Source organism: Kitasatospora sp. NPDC058162 (genome assembly GCF_042884005.1).
Taxonomy (GTDB): Bacteria; Actinomycetota; Actinomycetes; order Streptomycetales; family Streptomycetaceae; genus Kitasatospora.
This window is the reverse complement of record NZ_JBHVUS010000002.1, coordinates 24,251-48,594: the sequence shown is the minus strand read 5'-3', so window position 1 is coordinate 48,594 and position 24,344 is coordinate 24,251. Positions and strand designations below refer to the sequence as shown.

The 24,344-nt window shown below is 72.9% G+C and carries 25 protein-coding genes and 1 riboswitch; of the genes, 16 read left to right on the top strand and 9 right to left on the bottom strand.

The window, feature by feature from the left end:
* Positions 1-161: 161 nt before the first annotated feature.
* Together ACFVXG_RS03710 and ACFVXG_RS03705 are read left to right on the top strand one after the other, a co-directional pair.
* Positions 162-488 carry a hypothetical protein gene (locus ACFVXG_RS03710; protein ID WP_387923971.1) on the top strand — a complete coding sequence of 109 codons (327 nt, stop codon included), beginning with the start codon at positions 162-164 and terminating at the stop codon, positions 486-488.
* A gap of 101 nt (positions 489-589) precedes the next feature.
* Positions 590-1,411 (top strand): hypothetical protein, encoded by an 822-nt coding sequence (locus tag ACFVXG_RS03705; protein ID WP_387923969.1) that lies wholly within the window; start codon positions 590-592, stop codon positions 1,409-1,411.
* A gap of 90 nt (positions 1,412-1,501) precedes the next feature.
* On the opposite strand, the gene ACFVXG_RS03700 is transcribed toward ACFVXG_RS03705, so the two are convergent.
* On the bottom strand, positions 1,502-2,944 hold the full coding sequence (locus ACFVXG_RS03700) for a glyceraldehyde-3-phosphate dehydrogenase (RefSeq protein ID WP_350508454.1): 1,443 nt from the start codon (positions 2,942-2,944) through the stop codon (positions 1,502-1,504).
* Between the two features lie 223 nt (positions 2,945-3,167).
* On the opposite strand from ACFVXG_RS03700, the gene ACFVXG_RS03695 reads away from it, so the two are divergent.
* The 5 genes from ACFVXG_RS03695 (at position 3,168) to ACFVXG_RS03675 (ending at position 8,166) form a co-directional block, all read left to right on the top strand.
* Positions 3,168-5,366 carry a UvrD-helicase domain-containing protein gene (locus tag ACFVXG_RS03695; RefSeq protein WP_387923968.1) on the top strand — a complete coding sequence of 733 codons (2,199 nt, stop codon included), beginning with the start codon at positions 3,168-3,170 and terminating at the stop codon, positions 5,364-5,366.
* Between the two features lie 120 nt (positions 5,367-5,486).
* Positions 5,487-5,954, top strand: coding sequence for a GreA/GreB family elongation factor (locus tag ACFVXG_RS03690; RefSeq protein WP_387923966.1), 468 nt, complete (start codon positions 5,487-5,489; stop codon positions 5,952-5,954).
* A gap of 170 nt (positions 5,955-6,124) precedes the next feature.
* Complete coding sequence (locus ACFVXG_RS03685) at positions 6,125-6,355, top strand: hypothetical protein (RefSeq protein ID WP_387923965.1); 231 nt, start codon at positions 6,125-6,127, stop codon at positions 6,353-6,355.
* A gap of 53 nt (positions 6,356-6,408) precedes the next feature.
* Positions 6,409-7,248, top strand: a complete 840-nt coding sequence (gene fdhD, locus ACFVXG_RS03680; protein WP_387923963.1) for a formate dehydrogenase accessory sulfurtransferase FdhD — start codon at positions 6,409-6,411, stop codon at positions 7,246-7,248.
* Positions 7,249-8,166, top strand: a complete 918-nt coding sequence (locus ACFVXG_RS03675; RefSeq protein ID WP_387923962.1) for a LysR family transcriptional regulator — start codon at positions 7,249-7,251, stop codon at positions 8,164-8,166.
* 5 nt (positions 8,167-8,171) lie between these two features.
* Here ACFVXG_RS03675 and ACFVXG_RS03670 read toward each other — a convergent pair whose 3' ends face one another.
* Positions 8,172-9,506, bottom strand: a complete 1,335-nt coding sequence (locus ACFVXG_RS03670; RefSeq protein ID WP_387923960.1) for a YhgE/Pip domain-containing protein — start codon at positions 9,504-9,506, stop codon at positions 8,172-8,174.
* Positions 9,507-9,715: 209 nt separating this feature from the next.
* Positions 9,716-9,893, top strand: a riboswitch (M-box (ykoK) riboswitch).
* Positions 9,894-10,211: 318 nt separating this feature from the next.
* Here ACFVXG_RS03670 and ACFVXG_RS03665 point away from each other — a divergent pair.
* The 9 genes from ACFVXG_RS03665 to ACFVXG_RS03625 all read left to right on the top strand — a co-directional run bounded on the left by ACFVXG_RS03665 (position 10,212) and on the right by ACFVXG_RS03625 (position 17,855).
* Entirely contained in the window at positions 10,212-11,861 is a 1,650-nt protein-coding gene (locus ACFVXG_RS03665) for an NRAMP family divalent metal transporter (RefSeq protein WP_387923959.1), read from the top strand.
* 115 nt (positions 11,862-11,976) lie between these two features.
* A complete protein-coding gene (locus ACFVXG_RS03660) occupies positions 11,977-12,279 on the top strand; it encodes a hypothetical protein (RefSeq protein WP_387923957.1) in 303 nt (100 codons plus the stop codon).
* Between the two features lie 72 nt (positions 12,280-12,351).
* Positions 12,352-12,600, top strand: a complete 249-nt coding sequence (locus ACFVXG_RS03655) for a hypothetical protein (protein ID WP_387923955.1) — start codon at positions 12,352-12,354, stop codon at positions 12,598-12,600.
* A 54-nt stretch (positions 12,601-12,654) separates the two neighbouring features.
* Positions 12,655-13,071 (top strand): winged helix-turn-helix domain-containing protein, encoded by a 417-nt coding sequence (locus ACFVXG_RS03650; RefSeq protein WP_387923953.1) that lies wholly within the window; start codon positions 12,655-12,657, stop codon positions 13,069-13,071.
* Positions 13,072-13,190: 119 nt separating this feature from the next.
* Positions 13,191-13,640 (top strand): hypothetical protein, encoded by a 450-nt coding sequence (locus tag ACFVXG_RS03645; protein WP_387923951.1) that lies wholly within the window; start codon positions 13,191-13,193, stop codon positions 13,638-13,640.
* The gene (locus ACFVXG_RS03640) at positions 13,637-14,005 is read left to right on the top strand and encodes a VOC family protein (protein ID WP_350508416.1); all 369 of its coding nucleotides are present in this window, start codon (positions 13,637-13,639) and stop codon (positions 14,003-14,005) included. The genes ACFVXG_RS03645 and ACFVXG_RS03640 overlap by 4 nt, the downstream gene beginning before the upstream one ends.
* Positions 14,006-14,103: 98 nt before the next feature.
* Positions 14,104-15,873, top strand: a complete 1,770-nt coding sequence (locus ACFVXG_RS03635; RefSeq protein WP_387923949.1) for an ABC transporter permease — start codon at positions 14,104-14,106, stop codon at positions 15,871-15,873.
* An 11-nt stretch (positions 15,874-15,884) separates the two neighbouring features.
* Positions 15,885-17,255, top strand: coding sequence for a nitrate/sulfonate/bicarbonate ABC transporter ATP-binding protein (locus ACFVXG_RS03630; protein WP_387923947.1), 1,371 nt, complete (start codon positions 15,885-15,887; stop codon positions 17,253-17,255).
* Between the two features lie 15 nt (positions 17,256-17,270).
* On the top strand, positions 17,271-17,855 hold the full coding sequence (locus ACFVXG_RS03625) for a nucleoside deaminase (protein ID WP_387923945.1): 585 nt from the start codon (positions 17,271-17,273) through the stop codon (positions 17,853-17,855).
* Between the two features lie 76 nt (positions 17,856-17,931).
* On the opposite strand, the gene ACFVXG_RS03620 is transcribed toward ACFVXG_RS03625, so the two are convergent.
* From ACFVXG_RS03620 to ACFVXG_RS03590, 7 genes are all read right to left on the bottom strand, one after another.
* Positions 17,932-18,156: a hypothetical protein gene (locus tag ACFVXG_RS03620; RefSeq protein ID WP_387923943.1), complete on the bottom strand. Its 225-nt coding sequence runs from the start codon at positions 18,154-18,156 to the stop codon at positions 17,932-17,934.
* 295 nt (positions 18,157-18,451) lie between these two features.
* Positions 18,452-18,871 carry an ArsR/SmtB family transcription factor gene (locus ACFVXG_RS03615; protein WP_387923941.1) on the bottom strand — a complete coding sequence of 140 codons (420 nt, stop codon included), beginning with the start codon at positions 18,869-18,871 and terminating at the stop codon, positions 18,452-18,454.
* Positions 18,872-19,197: 326 nt separating this feature from the next.
* Positions 19,198-19,854, bottom strand: coding sequence for a LuxR C-terminal-related transcriptional regulator (locus ACFVXG_RS03610; protein WP_387923940.1), 657 nt, complete (start codon positions 19,852-19,854; stop codon positions 19,198-19,200).
* Positions 19,818-21,134, bottom strand: a complete 1,317-nt coding sequence (locus ACFVXG_RS03605) for a sensor histidine kinase (RefSeq protein WP_387923938.1) — start codon at positions 21,132-21,134, stop codon at positions 19,818-19,820. Before ACFVXG_RS03605 ends, ACFVXG_RS03610 begins: the two co-directional genes overlap by 37 nt.
* A gap of 91 nt (positions 21,135-21,225) precedes the next feature.
* Positions 21,226-23,217: a hypothetical protein gene (locus tag ACFVXG_RS03600; RefSeq protein ID WP_387923936.1), complete on the bottom strand. Its 1,992-nt coding sequence runs from the start codon at positions 23,215-23,217 to the stop codon at positions 21,226-21,228.
* Positions 23,202-23,975 (bottom strand): ABC transporter ATP-binding protein, encoded by a 774-nt coding sequence (locus ACFVXG_RS03595; protein ID WP_387923934.1) that lies wholly within the window; start codon positions 23,973-23,975, stop codon positions 23,202-23,204. The genes ACFVXG_RS03600 and ACFVXG_RS03595 overlap by 16 nt, the downstream gene beginning before the upstream one ends.
* Positions 23,976-24,138: 163 nt before the next feature.
* Positions 24,139-24,339: a hypothetical protein gene (locus ACFVXG_RS03590; RefSeq protein ID WP_387923932.1), complete on the bottom strand. Its 201-nt coding sequence runs from the start codon at positions 24,337-24,339 to the stop codon at positions 24,139-24,141.
* Positions 24,340-24,344: the final 5 nt, after the last annotated feature.

Genomic DNA, 24,344 nt, shown 5'->3' with positions numbered 1-24,344 from the left:
ACGGCCGCCCAGCGGCCGTCCCAGATGAGTACATATCACGGCCGACCGACATCCGTTTGCCCAGCCCAGCGCCCCCGGGCCGGGTGACATCTTGCTGCCTGACACTTTCCTGACACCACGCCCGCCACCACCCGGGCCGACGATCCGTCAGGCTGTCTCCCGTGCACGCCATCCGCTTCCACCTGCGCGCCCCGACCCACCGCGACGGCCCGCCGCCGCCCTCCCCGGAGACCCTCCGGTCCGGCCTGGCCTGCGGACTCCCCGCCGGGGCCCGGATCGAACACGCCCACCTCCAAGTCGGCCCGGGCACCGTCGACGGGGTGGCCTTCGTCCTCGCCGACGACCTGCTCACCGCCGAGGCCGCCCTCACCCTCGCCTGCACCGCCCTGACCGAACCCACCGGCCCGCTCCCCGGCTGGCACCTCGCGCACTGCGCCCTGGACACCCTGCTGGCCCTCGGCGTGCACGAGCTGCCGGTGTTCCCCTGACCCCGCCCGGCTGACCCCACTCGACACAGGGGGTGGGACGGTTCGTGTGCGGGGTGGTCGCTATCTTGAGGGATCACGGACAGGCGTAAGGGAGTGGGCGCATGGGGATGGGTGGTCGGCGGGGCACCGTCGTGGTGGCGGCCGGGGTGCTGGCGGGCGTGTTGGCGGGGTGTTCCTCCGGTGCGTCCGAGGGGGCCAAGAACGCTGCGGGGGCGCCGAGTTCGGCGATGACGAGCGCGGCGGCCGGTGGTACGACGGCCAGCGGTTCGGCCGCGGTGCCGGGTGGTACGGCTTCGGCCCCGGCCCCGGCCGGCGGGTCCGCCGGGGCTTCGGCGCCCGCAGGCGGGACGGCTGGCGGGTCGGGTGGCGGGGCGGCGCAGGTGCCGCCGCCGGCCGCGCCCAGCGCGGACCTGGAGGCGGCACTGCTGGACGACAAGGTGGTCGGGCAGGTGCTGCCGGACGCCAAGGCGATGGCCGGGTGGCAGGAGGAGAAGCGCAAGGTCGACACGGCCGACCACGCCGTCACCTGCACCGCCTCGGCGCCGTGCACGGGCAAGCCGTTGAGCGGGTCGGTCCGGTTCTCCTCGGGGGATCTGGTGACCCGCTTCCTGGTGGAGACGCTGCCGAGCCGGGACGCCGCCAGGAACCGGGCGAAGGAGACGTACGCCTCCTACCCGGTGGGGCCGTTCAAGAAGGTCGACGCCCCGGCCGTGGGCAGTGAGAGCCAGGCGTTCGTGGGGCCGCTGGCCGACGGCGACGGGGTGAGCATCGTGGTGCGCTCGGGCACCGTGGTGGCGAGCGTGACCACGGAGGGCGGGCCGGTGGACCTGCCGGCCGCCCGGCGGTTCGCGGTGATGCTGGTGAACCGGATCGAGCAGGCGCAGTCGGGGAAGGCGCCGGACGCGGGGCTGGGCCAGGCCTGACCGGTCCGCCGCACCCCCGGGAACGCCGGCGGGGCGGCGACCACACCGTGGTCACCGCCCCGCCGCTACGAACCGAGGCCTACCGACTGATCAGACCGCCGGCACCGGGAACGTCGGGAACTCGACGCCCGAGATGTACTGCACGACCCGCACGACCTGGCACGAGTAGCCGAACTCGTTGTCGTACCACAGGTAGAGGATCGCGTTGTCGCCGTCGACCTTGGTCGCCCCGGCGTCCACGATCGAGGCGTGGCGCGAGCCGATGAAGTCGCTCGACACCGCGTCCGGCGAGTCGGTGAAGTCGATCTGGCGCTTCAGCGGCGAGGTGAGCGAGATCTCCCGCAGGTAGTCGAGGACCTCCTCGCGGTTGGTCTCCCGCTTGAGCTGCAGGTTCAGGATCGCGATGGACACGTCCGGGACGGGCACGCGGATCGAGCTGCCAGTGATCTTCGCCTTGAGGTCCGGCAGGGCCTTGGCGACGGCCGAGGCGGCACCGGTCTCGGTGATCACCATGTTCAGCGGCGCCGAGCGGCCGCGACGGTCGGCCTTGTGGTAGTTGTCCAGCAGGTTCTGGTCGTTGGTGAACGAGTGGACGGTCTCGACGTGGCCGCGCACGACGCCGTACTCGTCCTCCATCGCCTTCAGCGGCGGGACGATCGCGTTGGTGGTGCAGGAGGCGCAGGAGATGATCTGCTCGTCCGGCTTGATCATGTCGTGGTTGACGCCGTGCACGATGTTCGGCACGTCGCCCTTGCCCGGGGCGGTCAGCACGACCTTGGCGATGCCGGGCCGAAGGTGCTTGGACAGCCCCTCGCGGTCACGCCACCGGCCGGTGTTGTCGATCAGGATCGCGTCCTTGATCCCGTACTCCGTGTAGTCGACCTCGCTCGGGTCGTTGGAGTAGATCACCGTGATCTCGTTGCCGTTGACGACGATCTTGTTGTTCGCCTCGTCGACGGTGATGGTGCCCTGGAACTGGCCGTGGATCGAGTCCCGGCGCAGCAGCGACGCGCGCTTGACCAGGTCGTCGCCGCCGCCGTTGCGCACGACGATGGCCTTCAGCCGCAGGCCGTTGCCCGAGGCCTTCTCGATCAGCAGCCGCGCGACCAGCCGGCCGATGCGGCCGAACCCGTACAGCACGACGTCCTGCGCGGACCGGCGCTCCAGCTTGTTCGCACCGGTGGCACCGGCGACGGCACGGGCGGTGAACTCCTCCACCGACAGGCCGTGGTCGTCCGCCCGGTACGTCGAGGCGAGCATCCCGAGGTCGATCTGCGAGGGGCCGAGGTCCAGGGTGGTCAGCGCCTGCAGGAACGGCATGGTCTCGGTGACCGAGAGCTCCTCGCCGGCTATCTGCCGGGCGAAGCGGTGCGTCTTGAGGATGCTGACCACCGACTTGTTCACCAGGGAACGGCTGTGGAGCAGGACGGTGACGTCCTTCTCCCGGTGCAGCCGCCCGATGATCGGGATCATCGACTCCGCGATCTCCTCGCGGTTCTTCCAGTCCGTGAACACGTCGTCGTTGACAGTCACAAGTCCATCTTTCGAGCTGAGGGTGTTGCGCACATGGTAGCTTCGCCCGCTCCCGACCCGACGGCCGGTCCCTCCCCCGCCCCTCCGCCGCACCCCTCCCACCTGCGCGTTCCCCCGCCGCGCGGCCGCCAAAGGTGATCACCGCCACCCCCGGGGCCCCCAGTAGAGTGGGCGGCACCGAAGATCCGGACGCGAGATCCGGACGAGGCTTGAGGGGGCCTGGGTGGGGACGCTGGGCATGCACCGGGACTTCCTGCTGGAGTTCGCGGCGCTGGAGAAGTCGGTGCAGCGGCGGGTCTTCGAGACCTTCGAGAAGTTCACCGGGGCCACCCACGCCGGCGCCCACCTGGAGAAGATCACCCACCAGCGGGACCCGCGGATCCGGACCATCCGGATCACCGACTTCTGGCGCGGGGTCGTCCTCAAGGCCGACCGGGGCGACGGCTACCTGCTGCTCAAGGTCCTCCCCCACGACAAGGCCAACGACTGGGCGCTCAAGCACCGCGCCTCCGTCAACGCCGCCACCCAGGGCGTCGAGATCCGCAACGACGTCGCCCTGGAACGCGCCTCCGTCTCGCTGCGGGCCCGGGCCTCGGACGAGCCCCAGCGACTGTTCGCCGACCGCTCCGACAAGGTGCTGCGCAGCCTGGGCATCGACGAGGAGATCCTGCCGATCATCCGGCTGCTGCCCGACGAGGCCCACCTGGAGGCGCTCCACCGGGTCCTGCCGGAGCAGCAGTTCGACGTGCTGATCGGCCTCGCCAGCGGGATGGAACCGGCCGAGATCGACCGCGAGATCGTCCAGGCGTACGCGCGGGCGGCGGCCCCGGTGGACACCGGGCAGCCCGGGGACGGGCTGGTCGCGGCGATGGCCCACGCCCGCGGCCGGGTCGCCCTGGTGTCCGGACCCGAGGAGCTCCAGGAGATCCTGGAGCGCCCGTTCGACACGTGGCGGATCTTCCTGCACCCGGCCCAGTACCGGATCGCCTACCGGGGCTCGTACAACGGCCCGGCCCGCGTCACCGGCGGCCCCGGGACCGGCAAGACCGTGGTGGCCCTGCACCGGGCCTACCACCTGGCCCGCCGGCTGCCGGCCGACGCCCCCGACGGCTCGGTGCTGCTCACCACCTACACCAAGGACCTCGCCGCCGAGCTGGAACGCTGCCTGACCCTGCTGATCACGGACGGGCGGATCCGGGCGAAGGTCCGGGTGGTCACCGTCGACGCCCTGGCGAACGAGGTCCTCCGCCGCGCGCACAGCGGCGCCGCGCTGAAGATCGTGTTCAACCAGCGTGCGGTGCTGGCCCGTTGGCGCCGCGCCGCGCAGCGGACCGGGGTCGACTTCACCGACGTCTTCCTGGACCAGGAGTGGCGGCAAGTCGTCCTGGCCCAGTCGATCGATAGCCCGGAGCAGTACCTCAAGGCCCCACGCCCCGGCCGGGGCACCGCCCTCGGCCCGCTGCAACGGGCCGAACTGTGGCGCGCGGTGGCCGCGTTCGAGGAGGAGCTGCGGCAGAACGGGGAGCGGACCTTCCTCCAGGTCTGCGCCCACGCCGCCCGGGCGCTCGACGAACGCTCAGCACTCGACGAACGGGCGCTCGGCGAAAGGGACTTCGGCGAACGGGAGGACCGCCCGTTCCGGCACGTGGTGGTCGACGAGGCGCAGGACCTCCACCCCGCGCAGTGGCGCTTCCTGCGCGCACTGGTCGCCGCCGGACCGGACGACCTGTTCCTGGCCGGCGACCCCCACCAGCGGATCTACGGCAACAAGGTCTCGCTGCGCTCGCTCGGCATCCAGGTCGTCGGCCGGTCCGCCCGGCTGCGCGTCAACTACCGCACCACGCACGAGATCCTCAGCTGGTCCGCCTCCCTGCTCACCGGCGAGCGCCCGGACGACATGGACGGCGGGGAGGAGTCCCTGGCCGGCTACCACTCGACCCTGCACGGCGCGCACCCCGAGACCCACGGCCACGCCGACCAGGACGAGGAGCTCCGGGCCCTGGTCGCCCGCATCGAGGAGTGGACCGCCTCCGGGGTCGGCCCGGAGGACATCGGCGTCGCCACCCGCACCGCCCAACTCGGCCGCGACATAGCCCAGGTGCTGGAACGGTCCGGCACCCCGGCCTGGCTGCTCGGCAACACGCCGGCCCCCGGCGTGCGGATCGGCACCATGCACCGGATGAAGGGCCTGGAGTTCCGCTGCGTCGCCGTGGTGGGCGTCAGCGCCGGCATGGTGCCCAACGGCAACGCGATCACCCCCGAGGAGACCGACCCGCAGCAGCACCGGGAGGACCTCAACGGCGAACTGAACCTGCTCTTCGTGGCCTGCACCCGCGCCCGGGAGGCCCTCTCGGTCTCCTGGCACGGCGCCCCCAGCCCCTTCCTCGCCCCGGTCGTCCGGGCCGAACCACCCACCCCCTGACCCACCGCCCCGGTGCCCCCGCCGGTGCCCCGCCGAGGATTTGCCGGGGGCCGGGCGCGGTGGGGTAATGGGGAGGGCCGGTGCTTGAGGGTGAGTCGTGAGAGAACCCGGGAGCGAGCGATGAGCGGTGGGCCGGAACCGATCAGTGCCGAGGGGCTGCGTGCCGTGCAGGAGGAGTTGGCGCAGCTGCGGGCGGAGCGGGGGGAGGTGGCCGCGACGCTGCGCGGGGAGGATCCGGTGGGGGACCGGGCCGATGCGGCGGACGAGTTGCAGCGGGCGTCGGACGTGACCCGGCTGGACCGGCGGATCGTCGAGCTGGAGGAGCGGCTGCGGGAGGCCGAAGTGGCCGGGCCGCCGTCCACGGACGTGATCGGGGTGGGGTCGACGGTCACCGTGCGGTTCTCGGACGGCGAGGAGGAGACCGTCGAGATCTCCGAGCTGGCCGAGGAGCGGGAGCTGACCCTGGTGACGTACGACAGTCCGCTGGGGAAGGCGCTGCTGGGCCGCCACGCCGGGGACACGGTGAACTACGAGACGCCCGGCGGCGCGGCGAGCGCGGTCGTACTGGCGGTGGGCGACGCCGCATGACCGACGGCGGGTGACCGACGCCCGGGCTCGATAGGCGCCGCCTCTCAGCCGAGCGGGATCACCTCTTTGACCTGCGACGATGCCGGACAGGACACTGGACGGACGGCCTTCCGCCGCCTCCACCCCCGCCTCCGCCCCGTCCGGGCGAACCGTCCGAGGAGCCCCCGCACGTGCGCCTGGTGGTGGCGGCCGCGGTCTACCAGAGCACCACCTCCAGCGGCTTCCTCACCCCGCTGCTGCTCACCGGCACCGCCGGCCACGCGTCCTACCCGGCGCTGCTGATCGGCATGGCCGCCGTGGGTGTGCTCTGCCTGGCGCTCACCGGCACCCACAGCCGCCGCCACCTGCCCGGGCACCCGGCCGGCCCGGAAACGCGCGAGGATTCATCCGTACAGTCCTGACGTGCAGGCCTGACGCACCCGACCGCGAGACCCACCCCGAGGAGCCGACGACCATGGGCCGAGTGACCGTCCCCCGCAGGGTGCTGCGGCTGCGCAAGGGCGTGCCCTCGTACCGCCCCGACACCCTGGCCGCCGAGGAACCGATGGAGATCCGGGTCGGCGGGCGCCCGCTGACGGTGACCATGCGCACCCCCGGCAGCGACTTCGACCTCGCGGCCGGCTTCCTGGTCAGCGAGGGCGTGCTGCACGCCGCCGACCACCTGGCGGGGATCCGCTACTGCGCCGGGGCCACCGCCGACGGCGGCAACACCTACAACGTGGTGGACGTGGTCCTCGCGGCCGGCGTGCCCGCCCCGGACGCCTCGCTGGAGCGCAACTTCTACACCACTTCCTCCTGCGGCCTGTGCGGCAAGGCCAGCCTGGACGCGGTGCGCACCACCGCGCCGTGGAGCGTCGCGCAGGACGGGCTGCGGCTCACCCCCGAGCTGCTGTCCGCGCTGCCCGACCGGCTGCGCGCCGCCCAGAAGGTCTTCGACAGCACCGGCGGCCTGCACGCGGCCGGGCTGTTCGACGCGCAGGGGCGGCTGCTCTGCCTGCGCGAGGACGTCGGCCGGCACAACGCGGTGGACAAGGTGGTCGGCCACGCGCTGCGCGAGGGCCTGCTGCCGGCCCGCGGCACGGTGCTGATGGTCAGCGGCCGGGCCTCCTTCGAGCTGGTGCAGAAGGCCGTGATGGCCGGCATCCCGGCGCTCGCCGCCGTCTCCGCACCGTCCTCGCTGGCGGTGGACCTGGCCGAGGAGACCGGGCTGACCCTGGTCGGCTTCCTGCGCGGCGACTCGATGAACGTCTACACCCGCACCGACCGGATCGACACCGCCCCGGAAAGCAGCTAGATGCACTTCCGCCAGCTCGAGTACCTGGTCGCCCTCGCCCGCGAGCGGCACTTCGCCCGCGCCGCCCAGGCCTGCCGGGTCTCCCGGCCCGCGCTGTCCGAGGCGGTGCGCAAGCTGGAGGACGAGCTGGGGGTGCTGCTGGTGCGGCGCGGCCGCGCCTACGAGGGCCTGACCGCCGAGGGCGAGCGGATCGTGCTGCGGGCGCAGCGCATCCTGGCCGACCGGGACGCCCTGCGGGACGAGGTGGACGCGCTGCGCACCGGGCTGAGCGGGCGGCTGCGGATCGGCTCGGTGCCGACCGCCTCGGGCGCCGTCCCGCTGCTCACCGGACCGTTCTGCACCGCCCACCCGCTGGCCGCCGTGGAGCTGTCCGGCGGCCTGCGTTCCGAGGAACTCCTGCGCCAGGTAAGGAACTTCGAGATCGACGCGGGCATCACCTACCTCCCGGAGCAGGACGAGGACGGCCTGCGCGCCGTCCCGCTCTACGAGGAGCGGTACGTCCTGCTGACCAGCCCGGCCGACGGGCTCGCCGGGCAGCCCCGGGCCACCTGGGCGGAGGCCTCCCGGCTGCCGCTGTGCCTGCTGCACCCGGGCATGCAGGGCCGCCGGGTGCTGGACGGGGTGTTCGCGGGCCTGGGGCTGGCGCCGACCCCCCGGGTGGAGACCGACTCGGTGGCCTCGCTGTTCGCGCACGTGCGCACCGGCCACTGGGCGAGCGTGGTGCCGTACGCCTGGCTGCACGTGTTCGGGGTGCCGCCCGGGATGCGGGCCGTACCGCTGGTGGAGCCGGTGCACAGCGCGCCGATCGGGCTGGTGATCGCGGCCCGGGAGCCGGGCTCGGTGATGGCCCGCGCCCTGCTGGAGGTGGCCCGCCGGACGGACGTCGCCGGGGTGCTGGGCAGCCTGCCGCAGGCGTGACCCGGCTACTCCGACGGCTGGGGCGTCCAGCGGTGCAGCCCCTTGCGGTCGTAGTAGCGGGTCATCCCGAAGCCGAAGGCCAGCGCCAGCGCCACCCCGATGGCGATCATGATCCAGCCGCGGGCCAGCCCGGCGTCCCCGCGGGCGTCGAAGAACAGGATCGCCCGGATGCCGTCGCTCAGCTGCCGCATCGGCTCGAAGACGGCGAGGAAGCGGTAGAAGCCGGGCACCGCCTGGAGCGGGACGGTCGCCCCGGAGGACGGCAGGGCGAGCGCGATGAACACGAACATGGACACCAGCTGCCCGATCCCGCCGAACGCGGCGTTGATGGCCTGCACCCCGAGGCCGACGGCGAGGCTGGCGCAGTAGGCGAACACCCACAGCAGCGCCTGGTGCGGGGCGTCCATGCCGAGGATGCCGGCCGTGCAGAGCAGCACCAGCGAGGTGGTGACCAGCATGAGCCCGGCGGTCATCAGCATCTTGAGCAGCAGGGTCTGGGTGCGGCTGATCGGGACGGTCGGGCGGCGGGTGTGCCAGGGGCCGATCTCGCTGTCGCTGTAGCCGAGGGCGCCGTCGACGCCGTTGTGGATGATGTTGCCGCCGATGAAGCCGGTCAGCACGGCGAGCAGGGTGAAGTAGAAGGCGCTCAGGCCGAGGCCGCTGTGGCTGCCGATCGGGTGGCCGACCTGGGTGGTGACGGCGAACGGGTCGGCGAGCAGCAGCCGGGCGGTGGCACCGGTGTCCGGCCCCTGAGCACCCGAACCGCCCGAACCGCCCGGGGCCGGCACGGCGGCCAGCAGCTGCTGCCCGGCCGCGACCGAGGCCTGGTGGGCGGCGTTCTGGGCGATCTGGGAGGCGATCGAGGAGCCGAGGCTGCCCAGGCCGGGGTTGGTGAGGACGGTGAGGGTGGGCCGCTTGACGGCCCCGCCGGTGGCGAGCGCGGAGACGGTGGCGGTGAAGTCGGCGGGGACGAGCAGCACGCCGTAGACCTTGCCGGCGGCGAGCAGGTCGCGGGCGCCCGCGTCGTCGGTCTGCCGCCAGCGGACGGTGTCGTCGGGCGTGCCGGCCACCACGGCGCGGGTCAGCTGAGTGCCGAGGTTCACCGGCTGGCCGGGCGGCGGCGGGGCCTGGTCGGCGTTCACCAGGGCGATCGGCAGCCGGTGCAGGTGGCCGGTCGGGTTGACGATGCCGCCCAGGTAGAGCAGGGAGAGCAGCACGGCCACCAGGGCGCACAGCACGCCGGGGAAGAGCCAGAGCTTGGGGCGCCGGGCGAGCGCCAAGGCCCTCGCCTGCCGGGGAGCCCCCTGGGGGCCTGCGGTCTGGGAGCCGGCGGTAGCCATGCCACCCCTCTGCTGCGTGTGCGGGTACGGATCCGGCGGGAAGTCGTTCCGTCGTCACGCGGTGCTCAAACCCGCGTCACCCGGACGGGGGCCACGCCCGACGCCACACCCGCCGTCACATCTGACATCACACCCCCGCCAAAGGTAAAGGTTCTACCAAGTGCGCAAGTATCGCGCTCCGGCCGGTCTATGCTTCTTGAGGTTTGAAGAAGGCACCTCGTTCGGTGAGGCTTCTTCACGGACACAGGCCACTGATCCGACGACGTCGAGAGACGCCCAGGGTTAGGACAGATCTTCCCGACCTAAGGGTTGATCCGAAGTGGCTTCCGGCCCAAGCGGGTTGGACACGCCGTGGAGTGCCAAAGCTCTGACGAGTTGGGGTGAGCCGGCGTCTCTGTAGCGCGTCGGCGAACTCCTTGCCGTGTCGATGACACGCACCACGGGGTGCGTCGACCGGGAGGAGGCGAGAGACATGGATTGCAGTAGTCCGGGCCACAGTTGCCCCCACCCCCGCTTGTCCTCGTACACCTCCGGCACGCGGTAACAATCTCCCCTGCGCGTCCCTCCGGCGACGCATCACCTCACGCTCGCGGCTTCGCCGTGCCCGCACCGCCGCGCGCTGATGCGCCATGCCCTCACGCAGGGGGAATTGCTGCTGCGCGCCCCCATCACCCCGCCTGCCCAGGGGTCCACGGGAGGAACGTCATGACCACCAACGCCACACTCAACTCCAAGGTACCGCCGCAGCGTTCGGCCGTCCTGGACGACGCCCACGTCGGCGACATCAAGGGTGCGCTCGGCACCATCAAGCTCGATGACGACGCACCGCGCACCGGTCTGTCGGCGAGACTCAAGACCCTGCTCGCGATCGTCGGCCCCGGCCTGATCGTGATGGTCGGCGACAACGACGCGGGCGCCTTCTCCACCTACGGCCAGGCCGGGCAGAACTACGGCACCCAGCTGCTGTGGACCCTGCTGATGCTGGTGCCCGTGCTGTACGTCAACCAGGAGATGGTGCTGCGCCTGGGCGCCGTCACCGGCGTCGGACACGCCCGGCTGATCCTGGAGCGCTTCGGCAAGTTCTGGGGCGCCTTCAGCGTCATCGACCTGTTCCTGCTGAACGCGCTCACGCTGGTCACCGAGTTCATCGGCGTGACACTCGCGGCCGGGTACCTGGGCCTGCCCAAGGTCGCCTCGGTGGTGCTGGCGGCGGCGATCATCATCGCCTCGGCCTTCACCGGCTCCTTCCAGCGCTTCGAGCGGGTCGCCGTCACGCTGTGCATAGGCTCGCTGCTGCTGGTGCCGATCTACTTCATGGTCCACCCCAAGACCTCGCAGATGGCCCACGACTTCGTGGTGCCGCAGATGCCGGGCGGCGCGGGTGAACTGGCCGCGGTCATGCTGGTCATCATCTCGATCGTCGGCACCACCGTCGCCCCCTGGCAGCTGTTCTTCCAGCAGTCGTACGTCATCGACAAGCGCATCACCCCGCGCTTCATGAAGTACGAGAAGGCCGACCTCTGGATCGGCATCGCGATCGTCATCATCGGCGCCGCCGCCATGATGGGCTTCACCGCCGCCGCCTTCGCCGGCACCGACGGCTTCGGCCAGTTCTCCGACGCGGGCGCCGTCGCCCAGGGCATCGAGGACAAGGCCGGCCACCTGGCGGGCGTGCTGTTCGCCATCGCCCTGCTGGACGCCTCGATCATCGGCGCCTTCGCCGTCTCGCTCTCCACCGCCTACGCGATCGGCGACGTCTTCGGCATCAAGCACTCCCTGCACCGCGGGGTCAAGGGCGCCAAGGGCTTCTACGGCATCTACGCGGGCCTGGTGATCGCGGCGGCCGCCATCACCCTGCTGTCCACCGGGTACATGCAGGGCCTGATGACCCAGTTCGTCCAGGTGCTGGCCGGGGTGCTGCTGCCCTCCGCCACCGTCTTCCTGCTGCTGCTCTGCAACGACAAGGCCGTGCTCGGCCCCTGGGTGAACGGTCCCAAGACCAACGCCTTCACCGCCGCCGTGGTCGGCGTCCTGGTCACCCTCTCGCTGATCCTCACCGCGGCCGTCGTCTGGCCCGACATCAGCTCGGACGCGATCCTGCGGATCATGGCCGGCTGCGGGGTGGCGGGCGTCCTGGTCGCCGGGTACTCCTTCCTCTCCGGCCGCCGCGGCACCAAGGAGGACCCCATCGACCGCACCGGCCGGGAGAACTGGCGGATGCCCCCGCTGGAGACCCTGGAGAAGCCGGTGATGTCCACCGCCCGCAAGATCGGCATGGGCGCCCTGCGGGCCTACCTGCTGGTCGCGATGGTGATGGTGATCATCAAGATCGTGCAGACCGCCCTGAACCACTGACGCCGAACCACTGACCGGCCGCCGGGGGCGGCGCCGCGCACGACCGCCCGCCGCCCCCGGCCCGCCCCGGAACCCTCGACCGCCCCGCACCCCGGGGAAGGAAGGAAGTACGGCCATGCGCACCACCCCGTTCCACCGCTGCCCGAGCGTCCGCCTCGCCCTCCACGACGGCGTCGAGCGCGCCTACCGCCTCGACGACCCCGGCAGCTGCCCCCACTCGGGCACCCGCAACACCCCGGCCTCCGCGTACGAGCCCCGCGTCCACCTGGCCTACCTGCTGGCCCGCCAGGGCCACCGCCCGGACTGGCTCGCCCGCTTCGCGGACCTCCCGCCGGCCGCCGCGCACCGGCTCGCCCACGCCGCCGCCCATCACCGGGCCGCCTCCGCGAGCACCGCGTCCGCGCCGTTCGCTGCCTGAATTTTCGTCAATTCCCGTACTCACCAGTGCAGTTGTTCACATTCATTGTCCTTGTCACGGAGGTGACCAGCCATGTCCATCGTTGCCGCGTTCCAGCCCGCCCTTCCCTCCTCCGACCCCGGCCGACTGCGCGCCGCCCTCGCCGCGGTGGGCCGACGGCTGGCCACCAGCCCGCTCGACAACACCGTCCTGCGCGCCGTCGGCACCCCGGCCACGCCCCTGCCGAGCAGCCGTCCGACCCGGCTGCGGGCCCGCTGGCACTCCGTCACCGGCCCCGACGGTGCCGCCCGACTGGAAGCCTCCTGGCACCCGGGCCACTGACCGGCCGCCCCTCCCCCCTTCCCACCACTTCGACCCGACGAAGGAGCTTCCGCCATGGCCGTGCGCTACCGCAGGCTCGACGCCATCTTCTCGGACCACATCGCCGCCGCCCCGGTCCTGCGGCCCGTCCCCGCCACACCGCCCGCCCCCGGCCCGCGGCCCGTCATCGACTCGGCCGGCCTGGTGGTCGACTCCGAGCAGCGCACCGTCATCGTCGACGGCCAGCAACTCACCCTGCCGTACCTGGAGTTCGAACTGCTCGCGCACCTGGTCGGCAACCCGCTGCGGGTGCACTCGCGCCGCCAGCTGATGGAGTCCGTCTGGGGCCGGCCGGACACCGGCGACACCCGCACCATCGCCACCCACATCGCCCGGCTCCGCCGCAAGCTCGGCCCCGGCCACCGGGAGGCGATCGCCACCGTCCGGCAGATCGGCTACAAGTACGACCCCCGGCTGGTCCGCGCCGCCTGAGGCCGGCCCCGCCGCAGCACCGCCGCAGCACCGAATCACCGAATCATCGAAGGAGGACACCGCATGACCAGAACCGCCCTGTTCCCCTGGACGAACCGAGTACGGCGCTCTGCGTCGTCATGCTCCTCCTGGCCCTCCAGGTCACCGCCCTCGGCGTCGCCCCCGCCCCGCTGCGGCTCTTCCTCTCCGGCGTGCTGATCGGCGCCTCGGTCGTCGGACTGCTGCTCGCCCTGCTGCTGGCCCACAGCCGGCAGCGGGCGGGCCGGCCGACCGCCGACCGGGCCGCCGCCGTCGCGGTCGCCGCCGGGGACGACGACGCCCAGTGGTTCAGCGCCCGCTCACTGGAGGGCTTCCCGATGGAGCAGGTCCGCCCGCTCCTGCTCGGCCCCGACGCCCCCGGCCTCAACCGGCTCTACACCGCCTGGGTGTTCGCCACCCACGGGCACGACCCCCAGTGGATCGCCCACCACCTCGGCCTGCCCACCCCGACCGCCCGGCTGCTGGTCACCGCGGCCCGGCAACACGCCACGCCCACCCCGTCCGACCCCTCCGAGAGGAAGCCGCAGTGATCACGGCCCTCGACCACGTCCAGCTCTCCGCGCCACCCGGCAGCGAGGCCCTGCTGCGCGCCTTCTACGGCGACGTCCTGCAGATGGCCGAGATCCCCAAGCCCCAGCCGCTCACCGGCCGCGGCGGCTGCTGGTTCGCCGCCGACGGCGGCCGGGTCCGGCTCTACCTCGGCATCGAGGAACGCTTCCGCCCCAGCACCAAGGCCCACCCCGGCATGGCGGTCTGCGAGATCGAGGACTTCGCCGACCGACTCGCCGAACTCGGCGCCCAGGTCGTCTGGGACGACACCCTCCCGCCCCGCCGCCGCTTCTACACCACCGACCCGGTCGGCAACCTCCTCGAGTTCGTCGAAGCCCCCGCCTGACCACCGAACCGGCCACCGACCGGTCCGAACACGGGTTCATTTGCGTACGGACGTCAGAAGGGAGCAGACTGCCCGGGTTTGCGCCGGAGGTCCCCGCCATGTCCTTCCCGTCCTTTCCGAAGTCCGCCCCGGGCCTGTCCCGGGGCTCACTGCCGTCCCGGACCGCGGGCCGCCTGGCCCGGATGGGCTGGGTGGACGTGGTCGTCGCGGCCGCCGTGCTGGTGCTGCTCTACCTCGCCCTGCGGGTCGGGCAGGGCACGACCGTGCGGTTCTCGACCGCGCGCGACGCCGCCGTGGACACCGACCCGGCCCGGCTGCCGTACGACGCGGCGCGCTCGCTGCTGCGGATGTTCGCCGCGCTCGTCGTCTCCGTCGGCTTCACCTTCGGCTACGCCTACGCCGCCGCCCGCAGCCGCCGGCTGGAACGGGTGCTGATCCCCGCGCTGGACATCCTCCAGTCGGTGCCGGTGCTCGCCTTCCTGACCGTGGCCGTCACCGGCTTCCTCGCCCTCTTCCCCGGCTCCGTGCTCGGCCTGGAGTGCGCGGCCGTGTTCGCCATCTTCACGTCCCAGGCGTGGAACATGACCTTCGGCTTCTACCACTCGCTGGTCTCGCTGCCGCGCGAACTCGACGAGCTCTCCCGCTCCTTCCGGTTCAGCCGGTGGATGCGGTTCTGGAAGGTCGAACTGCCCTCCGGCATGATCGGCCTGGTCTGGAACGGCATGCTCAGCTTCGGCGGCGGCTGGTTCTTCCTGGTCGCCTCCGAGGCGATCAGCGTCGACAACCAGCGCTACGCCCTGCCCGGCGTCGGCTCGTACGCGGGCGCCGCCATCGCCGCCGGGGACCTCGGCCGGGTCGGCTGGGCGATCGCCACCATGGCCGTCCTCGTCGTCGGCGTGAACTTCCTGTTCTGGCGGCCGCTCACCGCCTGGGCCGAGCGCTTCAAGAACGAGCAGTCCGAGGCCACCGAGGTGCAGCGCTCCGTCGTCCTCGACCTGCTGCGCCGCTCCCGGCTGCCCGGCCTGCTCGGCCGGGCCCTGCTGCCCCTCGGCCGGGCCCTGAACCGGGCCGGGCGGCTCCTCGGCACCGACGACCGGCCGCTCGCCGTCAGTCCCGCCCGGCAGCGCACCGGCGACCTCGTCTTCGCCGTCGTCTGCGGCGGCATCGTGCTCTGGGGCCTGGTCGACCTCGGCCGCTACCTCACCGACACCACCGGCCTCGGCGTCTTCGGCGAACCCCTGCTGCTCGGCCTCGCCACCCTGGCCCGGGTCGTCGTGCTGGTGGCGGTCGCCACGGTCGTCTGGGTGCCGATCGGCGTGAAGATCGGTTTCTCCCCCCGGCTCACCAGGATCGCCCAGCCGCTGGTCCAGATCCTCGCCAGCTTCCCCGCCAACTTCCTGTTCCCGCTGGTGGTCTGGCTGCTGCTGCGCACCGGCCTGTCGATCGACCTCGGCGGCGTCCTGCTGATGGCCCTCGGCGCCCAGTGGTACATCCTGTTCAACGCCATCGCCGGCGCCATGGCCATCCCCAGCGACCTGCGCGAAGCCATGGACAACCTCGGCGTGCGCGGTCGGCAGCGCTGGCGGCGGCTGATCATCCCCGGGATCTTCCCCGCGTACGTCACCGGCGGCATCACCGCCTCCGGCGGCGCGTGGAACGCCTCCATCGTCTCCGAGGTGGTCACCTTCGGCGGCACCACCCTCACCGCCACCGGCCTCGGCGCGTACATCGCCCGCGCCACCGAACGCGGCGACTACCCGCACCTGCTCGCCGGGGTCGCGGTGATGAGCGTGTACGTCGTCGCCCTCAACCGCCTGCTCTGGCGCCGGCTGTACCGGCTGGCCGAGCGCCGCTACTCGCTCCAGTGAGGTACTCCCCGATGCGCTTCCCGTTCCTCCCCCGCCCCGCCCACGCCGCCGCCCAACCCCCGGTGGCGGACGGCGCGACGCTGCTGGAGACCGTCGGCCTCACCAAGTCCTACGCCGGGGCCGACGGCGAACTGCCGGTGCTCTCCGGGATCGACCTCACCGTCCGGGCCGGCGAGATCGTCGCCCTGCTCGGCCGCTCCGGCTCCGGCAAGTCCACCCTGCTGCGCTGCCTGGCCGGCCTGCTCCCGCCCAGCTCCGGCACCGTCCGCTACCGCGGCACCCCGCTCACCGGAGCCAACCCCGGCACCGCCCTCGTCTTCCAGACCTTCGCCCTGCTGCCCTGGCTCACCGTCCGGCAGAACGTCGAACTCGGCCTGGAGGCCCGCGGCGTCCCCCCGCGCGAACGCGCCCGCTCCGCCGACCAGGCCATCGACCTGATCGGCCTGGCCGGCTTCGAGAACGCCTACCCCAAGGAACTCTCCGGCGGCATGCGCCAACGCGTCGGCTTCGCAAGGGCGTTGGTCGTCGAACCGGACGTACTGATGATGGACGAGCCGTTCTCCGCGCTCGACGTGCTCACCGCCGAGAACCTGCGCGGCGAACTCATGGAACTGTGGGACTCCGGCCAGTTCCCCACCCGCGCCGTCGTCCTGGTCACCCACAACATCGAGGAGGCGGTGCTGATGGCCGACCGCGTCGTCGTCCTCGGCTCCCGCCCCTACGGCACCATCCGGGAGGCCGTCGACGTCGACCTGGAACGCCCGCGCGACCGCGACTCCGCCGCCTTCGACGAACTCGTCGACCGGGTCTACCGGATCATGACCGGCCGCCCCAAGGACACCCGCCCGGCCGAGCCCCCGTCCACCGGGCGCCCCGAACCGGACCGCCCCGAACGCCGCACCGTCGCCAACACCCCGCTACCCACCGCGAGCGTCGACGGCCTCTCCGGCCTCGCCGAGATGATCGCCCACCGCGCCGGCCGCTGCGACCTCGCCGGCCTCGCCGACGAACTCGGCCTCGACATCGACGACATGCTCCCCCAGGTCGACGCCCTCGACCTGCTCGGCTTCGCCGAGATCCACGGCGACGACCTCCTACTGACCGAGGACGGCACCGCCTTCGCCCACGCCGACGTCCAGGACTCCCGCGCCCTCTTCGCCGGCGCCGCCCTCGACGTCCCCCTGGTCAAACTGATCGCCAACAGCCTGAGCGGCCACCCCGGCGCCACCGTCCGCACCGGCTTCTTCCGCGACCTCCTCGCCCACCACTACACCAGCGAACAGGTCGACCGGCAGCTGGAGACCGCCACCGACTGGGGCCGCTACGCGGGCCTGTTCGGCTACGACGCCGCCCGCCAGGAATACCGCTCCGACGACACGTAGCCCGTGCACAATGCCATGCAACTCCCTCACCCCGACCGGACGGAGCACACCATGGCATTGAACAGGCGTCACTTCCTGGGCGCAGCAGGCGCCATCGGACTGGCACCATACGCAACACCCGCCGCACCACAGAACCACGAACACTTCATGACAGCGGCGATCGAGGAGGGACGCAAGAACGAGCGCTACCCCTTCGGAGCGGTGCTCGTCCGCTCGGGCCAAGTAGTGGGCCGAGGCGTCAACGTGGCGCAGGACGGCCCGACGTACCACGCCGAGATGGTCGCCATCGACGACTACGGGCAGCCCTACGGCAGCCCCGAATGGGCCGGCACCGCCCTCTACACCACCGCCGAACCCTGCCCGATGTGCATGAGCGCCTGCGCCTGGGCCGGCATCGGCCAGGTCGTCTGGGCCACCTCGATCGAAGGGCTGCGCCGCACCGGCCTCGACCAGATCGACCTGTCCGCCACCGCCGTGGCCAAGGCCGCCGAGTCCTTCTACCACCCGCAGCTGCTGCTCGGCGGGGTACTCGCCACCGAAACGGACGACCTGTTCCGACGCGCCCAGGTCATCCGAAACAACAACGAAGACGGCGCGTAGGGCCCGCGAGGAACTGGCGGGCCCGGCGGCCGCGTGGCGGCCACCGGGCCTTTCAGCACTCGAAGATGACGATCCGTCAGGAGGGCCAGATCGAGAGCCGGGCCGTGTTCGGGGCGACGTCACAGAAGTAGGTGATCGCCTCCCCCCGGGCCACGTAGGCCTTGCCCGCCGCGTCACACGCGGCGCCGCTCGGGTACATGCCGATGTAGACGTAGCCGGTGGCCTGCGCGGACGGCGCGGCCAACAGGGCGCCGGCGGTCAGTAGTCCGGCCAGGCTCAGGGTCGAAATCGCTTTGCGCATGGTCGTATTGCTGCCTTCCCGTTCCGGTGGCGAGGGCTCCGGTCGTGATGATCCGGTGCCCGGTGGGCAGCAGCCTCCTTCACCTGCGCACGGAGGGCAATGGTCGAGACCAATTCGGCCGGAAGCCACCGGTGGTGGCGCAGCCCGCGACCGGCGGTCCGTCGACGAAGAACCGGCGCCGGCGGCGGGCACGGCCGCCCGTAGGGACAGCCCACCGCGGACCCACGCGTTCCGGCCACTGGTCCAGACCACTTGATCATGCCCAGCACAACCGCAGGGCCCGACGGGCCCCGCCTCAGCCCGCCTGCCCGGCCGCCGGGCGGCGGCGCACCCCCCGCACGGCCCGGGCGAAGGGCTGCTCCGCCGTCTCGGCAGCCGGAGCCGCACCCCCGTCACCCCCGCCGCCACGACCCGGCAGATCGTTCGCGATCACAGCGGCCTCGGTCAGCAGCCCACGCACCTCGGTGGCCCGGTAGAAGATCCGCGTCCCCTCCCGCCGGGCCACCACCAGCCCCGCCGCCCGCAGCTTCGCCAGGTGCTGCGAAGTGGCCGCCACATGGGCCCCCAGCAGCTCAGCCAGCTCGCTGACCGGCAGCTCCCGGCGGCTCAGCGCCCACAGCAGCCGGTACCGCGACGGGTCGGCCACCGCCTTCAGCACCGCCACCGCCCGCTCCGCCGCATCGGCATCCCAGGCCTCGTCCTTAGCACCACCCATACAGCGATCGTACCGACGCCCACCAACCCACCCACCCCAACCACCCCCTCCCCCACCTCCGCACCCACCCCAACCACCCACCTCCCCCTCACCCGACCAAGGCGAGAGGGACGCGCTGCGGGAGGGGGCGGTGGAGGGGGTGGGTGCGGAGAGGGGCGTGACGGGTGATTTTCAGACCGCCAACGGCGCCCAACACCCCTCGATGAGGGTCGGCGGTCCGAAAATCATCCAGCCCCCGGAGCGCCCACCCCCGGAACCGCCCCCGGACCCACCCACCCTCCCGAAAGCCCACCCCCACACCCAAGCCCCGCGCAGCGGACCCCCTCCTACCCCGACCGGGTCCCGTCCAGATACGCGAGCACCGCAAGAACCCGCCGATTGTCATCATCCGAAACCCCGAGCCCGAGCTTCGCGAAGATGTTGGAGGTGTGCTTGCTCACCGCCCCCTCACTGAAGCGGAGCCGCTGGGCGATCGCCGCATTGGAGCGCCCCTCGGCCATCATCGCGAGCACGTCCCGTTCCCGCGGAGTCAGCATCGCGAGCGGTTCGTCGAAGGCGTTGCGGGCGAGCAGCCGGGAGATCACCTGCGGGTCCATCACCGTGCCGCCGGCCGCCACGGTGCACACCGCGGCGACGAACTGGTCCGCCTTGGACACCCGGTCCTTGAGCAGGTAGCCGACCCCGCCCGCACCGTCCGCGACCAACTCCCGGGCGTACAGCTGCTCGACGTGCTGGGAGAGCACCAGCACCGGCAGGCCGGGCTGCTCCCGGCGGGCCGCCAGCGCGACCTGGAGGCCCTCGTCCGAGTAGGTGGGCGGCAGCCGGACGTCGACCACCGCGATGTCCGGACGGTGTTCCGCGAGCGCCGCGGCCAGTTCCGGTCCGCTCTCCACGGCGGCGACGATCTCGTGGCCGTGGGCGCTCAGCAGGAGTTCCAGTCCGTCCCTCAGCAGGACGAGGTCCTCGGCGAGGACAACACGCACGGCAGCTCCATGATCAGCCTGGTCGGGCCCCCCGGGGGGCTGGTCAGCGTGAGCGTACCGTCGAACACCGCCAGCCTCCGCTGGATGCCCCGCAGGCCGCTGCCCCCGTCAAGCACGGCGCCGCCCCGGCCGTCATCGGCGACCTCCGCGCGCAGCAGCCCGGCGGCGTGGGTGAGTTCCACCGTGGCGTGCCGGGCGTCGCCGTGCTTGACGGCGTTGGTGAGCGCCTCGCTGACCGCGAAGTACACCGCCGACTCCACCGGCGCCTCGGCCCGGCCCGGCAGTTCGGCCCGGACCTCCACCCGCAGCGGCACGTCCAGGGCGAGCGCCCGGATCCCCTCCGCCAGACCGCGCTCGGCGAGCACCGGCGGGTGGATCCCGCGCACCAGGTCGCGCAATTCCTGCAAGGCCTGGGTGACGTTCTCCTGCGCGTCCGTCACCACCTGCTTCGCCTTCTCCGGGTCCCGGTCGATCAGCGGCACGACCGCGCCGAGCCGCAGGCTGACGGCGACCAGCCGGGCCTGCGCGCCGTCGTGCAGGTCCCGTTCGATCCGGCGCAGTTCGGCGGCCTGGGCCTCGGTGGCGTCCAGCCGGATCTCGGTGAGCTGCTCGACCCGCTGGGCCAGCCGGGAGCGCTCGGTGGGGCCGAGCAGGGAGCGGGTCCACCGGCCGTGCAGGTGCAGCGCGGGCCGGGCGAGGGCGAGGCCCGCGGACACCAGGAGGAGGCCGAGGAGCGGTCCGAGCAGCCCGGGCAGCGGCAACAGGCCGTAGCCGGGGCCGGGTTGGGGCAGGACGGGCTGCGCCAGCCCGTACAGGCCGTAGCCGGTCAGCAGGACGGGCGTGGCCGCGACGGCGCCGCCGACCAGCGGGTCGACGAGCACCCAGGCGGCGTCCCGCCAGGTCGCCGGGTCGTTCCACAGCCAGCTCAGCGTGAGCGCGAAGCCCGCGAACCAACGGTTCTTGTGGTAGTCGCGGCCGGTCCAGAACCAGCCGTGCAGGGTGCGTTCCAACGCCGGACGCGGCACGTACGGCACCGGTACGGGCACCTGCGACCAGTGGCCGGCAGCCCAGCGCGCCCGCTCGGCGGCGGACCGGATCACCCGGGTGGCCAGCGGGAACAACGGGAACAACCCGAGGCAGCCCCAGAGCAGGAACGAGGTCAGGTAGAGCACCGCCAGCACCGCCCCGGCCGGGATCAGCAGGGTGCGGACGGCGAGCCGCCCGAGCGCCTGGAGGGCAGTGCGCAGCGCCTCGGCGCCTCGGGACTGCGCGGTGCTCATGGGGCCTCCTCCGGTCGGCTCGAACGACATGTGCTGCGCTGGACGATCATGATGGCAGCCCGCCAACGAGCCCTGATCAGCTGCCCGTTGCCTACTCGGTACCCCGCTCCGCCGCATGCTTGGCCCGGATCAGCCGGTACACCCCCACGAAGCACACCGCGCCCAACAGGATGAACCCCGACGCCACCGGCACCTGCCAGCCCGGCGGCAGGTACAGGGCCAGGAACCAGCTCCGGTTCGCCGGTGCGAGCAGCGACATCGCCAGCGCCACCCCGCCCTGCGGGGCCGTGCTCAGCACCCCGACCGTCACCAGCAACCCGGCGGCCGCCGTCCGACGCCGGGCGAGACGGTCCAGCAACACCTGCTCCTCCTGCGACCGGCCAGCCGGCCCGCCCGCGGCCCCACCCACCGGCCCACCCACGGACGACGTCCCCCGACGGACCCCCTTCCGCATCACATCCAGCAGCTCCGGCCCGCGGCTCTCCAGCCGACGGCGGGCCGCCCGTCCCATCCACCAGCCGTACAGCAGCCCGGTGCCCAGCCCGACCACCACCCCCGCCCAGCGCAGCGGCGAACTGTGCAGCAGCGTCCCCGCCAGCACGACACCGGCGGCCGGCAGCGCGGCGAACAGCTGGAGCACCAGGACGGCGAGGCTCTGCATCCGGACCTGGTCGCCGCTCTCGTCGCTGAACCCGTCCAGCGGGTTGCCCCCCGGCCGGTCCGGGAACGGCGCCGGACCGAGCAGCGACATCAGCGGCACCAGCCCGGCCCCGGCGCCGAGCACGGCGGGCAGGACGGCCAGCAGCCAGGGCCAGGCCCAGCCCCCGTTCGGGACGGCCAGGGTCGCCGCCACGGTGAGCAGCAGCGCGGCCGGGCCGACGATCAGCAGCCAGGCCAGCTGCCGGGCCCGGACGTCGACCCGCTCGGCGCCGGGGACGACCAGGGTCAGCCAGAGGGCACCGGCATCCAGCCCGTACAGGCTGGAACCGAGCGGGCCGGCGTACAGCGCCAGGACCACGCCCGTCCAGGGCAGCACCGTCGGGAACCCGCCGAGCACCGGCAGCAGGCCGGTGAAGAGGCCGGTCCACAGGGCGATCCGCAGGAAGCGGGCGCGGCGCGGGTCGCGCGCCCACAGCCGCAGCTCCTTGCCGACGACGGCGCCCCCGGGGGTGTCCGGCAGGAACCGCAGCCGCGCACCGCGGCCGGCACCGCGGCGAGCGCCGGCCCGCCCGCCGCCCGCCGTGCCGCCGCCCGCCGTGCCGCCGCGCACCAACTGCCGGGCCAGCAGGGCGGTCCACGCCGCGAACAGCACCCCGCACAGGGCGAGCAGCCCGCCGAGGCAGGCGACGACCAGGGCCCAGTCGGAGCGCCGGGCGGCATCCACGGCGACCACCGACCAGCCGGAGGGCAGGGCGCGTACGACCGTGCCGACGGTCGGCGCCCAGTGGCCGCCCAGCAGCTTGAAGAAGAAGGCGAGGCCGAACCAGCCGGTGTTCAGGAACCCGCAGACCAGGCCCACCAGCAGCGAGGACAGCTCCCAGCCGAGCCGCGACCGGGCGACGCTGCCCAGGCCCTGGAGGCTCAGCTTGGCCAGCAGCACCACGAACAGCAGCTGCAGCAGCATCCCGGGCACGGCCACCAGCGCGGGCAGCGGCCCCAGTCCGGCGCCGAACACCACCAGCACGGCGAAGGCGACCAGGCCGAGCGCCGGGGTGACGCCGACGAAGGAGGCGACCAGCAGGCCCAGCGCGAGCCTGCGCGGGGGCTGCGGCACCAGCGCGAAGTACGACAGCCGCAGGGTCGGGTCCCCGCCGGTGAGGGTCGGGCCCACCGCCCAGCCGACCGTCCAGACCAGCAGCACCAGGGCGATCGTGCCCACCCCGGCCTCCGGCACCGGGAAGTCCACCAGGCCCAGCAGCGCCGTGCCCACCGCCATCGGCGCCCCGCATACCCCGCCCGCGATCAGGCTCGCGGCCCGCGGGCCGGACATCGACCGCCGCAGCACGGCCAGCTTCATCCCGGTCAGCACGGCCGCCGGGCTCATCACACCCCCGACGCCCCCGGAGTTCAGGACGCCAGCCACGACAGCCCCTCCGCCCCGCCCGTACGGGCACCGACCAGCTCGACGAAGACCTCCTCCAGCCCCCGCCCGGCCCGCACCTCGTCCACTGGCCCGGCGGCCGGCACCCGGCCTGCGGCGATCACCCCGACGTGGTCGCAGAGCTGCTCCACCAGGGCCATCACATGGCTGGAGAACACCACCGACCCGCCCGAGGCGACGAACCGCCGCAGGATCACCCGGATCGTCGTGGCGGACACCGGGTCGACCGCCTCGAAGGGCTCGTCCAGCACCAGCAGCCGGGGCGCGTGCAGCAGCGCCGTCGCCAGGCCGATCTTCTTGCGCATCCCGGTGGAGTAGTCGATCACCGGGGTGTGCCCGGCCCCGTCCAGCTCCAGCACCGCCAGCAGCTCCGCCGCCCGGGCGTCCACCGTCGCGGCCGGCAGCCCGCGCAACCGCCCCAGGTAGTGCAGCACTTCGGGCCCGCTCAGCCGCTCCGGCAGCATCATCCCGTCCGGCAGCACCCCGACCAGCGCCTTGGCCCGCACGTCGCTCCACACGTCGACCCCGAACACCGCCGAACTCCCGGCGTCCGGGCGCAACAAGCCGACCGCCATCGACAACACGGTCGTCTTCCCGGCCCCGTTCGGTCCGACCAGCCCGTAGAACGACCCGCTCGGCACCACCAGGTCCACCCCGTCCACCGCGACGTGCGCCCCGAACCGCTTCCGCAGCCCGGACAACCGCAGCGCCGGCGCCCCCTCCCCCACCGCTCCCCGCACGACGCCTCCCCACTCCTCACGGCCACCCACCCGGGCAGCTCGTGATCGAATCTAGGGACACCGAACCGCCGGCAGAATCCACCTGCCTCCCCGCCCGGGGGTGGGCCTTGCCCCACCCCCCCGGGCGGGGGTCAGACGCGGAGGGGGTCAGACGCGGCGGCAGTCAGACGCGGCGGCGGTCGCCCGCGGCGAGCCGGCGGTCCCGGCGGCTGCGGCGGATCGAGGCGACGTAGGTGACCAGCGAGAGGGCGATGATGCCGAGGCTGAGGTAGAGGAAGGCCGAGTCGAGGTTGGGCAGTTGGGTGAGGGCGACGGCGATGCCGGCCAGCACCACCAGGACGCTCAGGCCCTTGAACACGTTCATGGTTG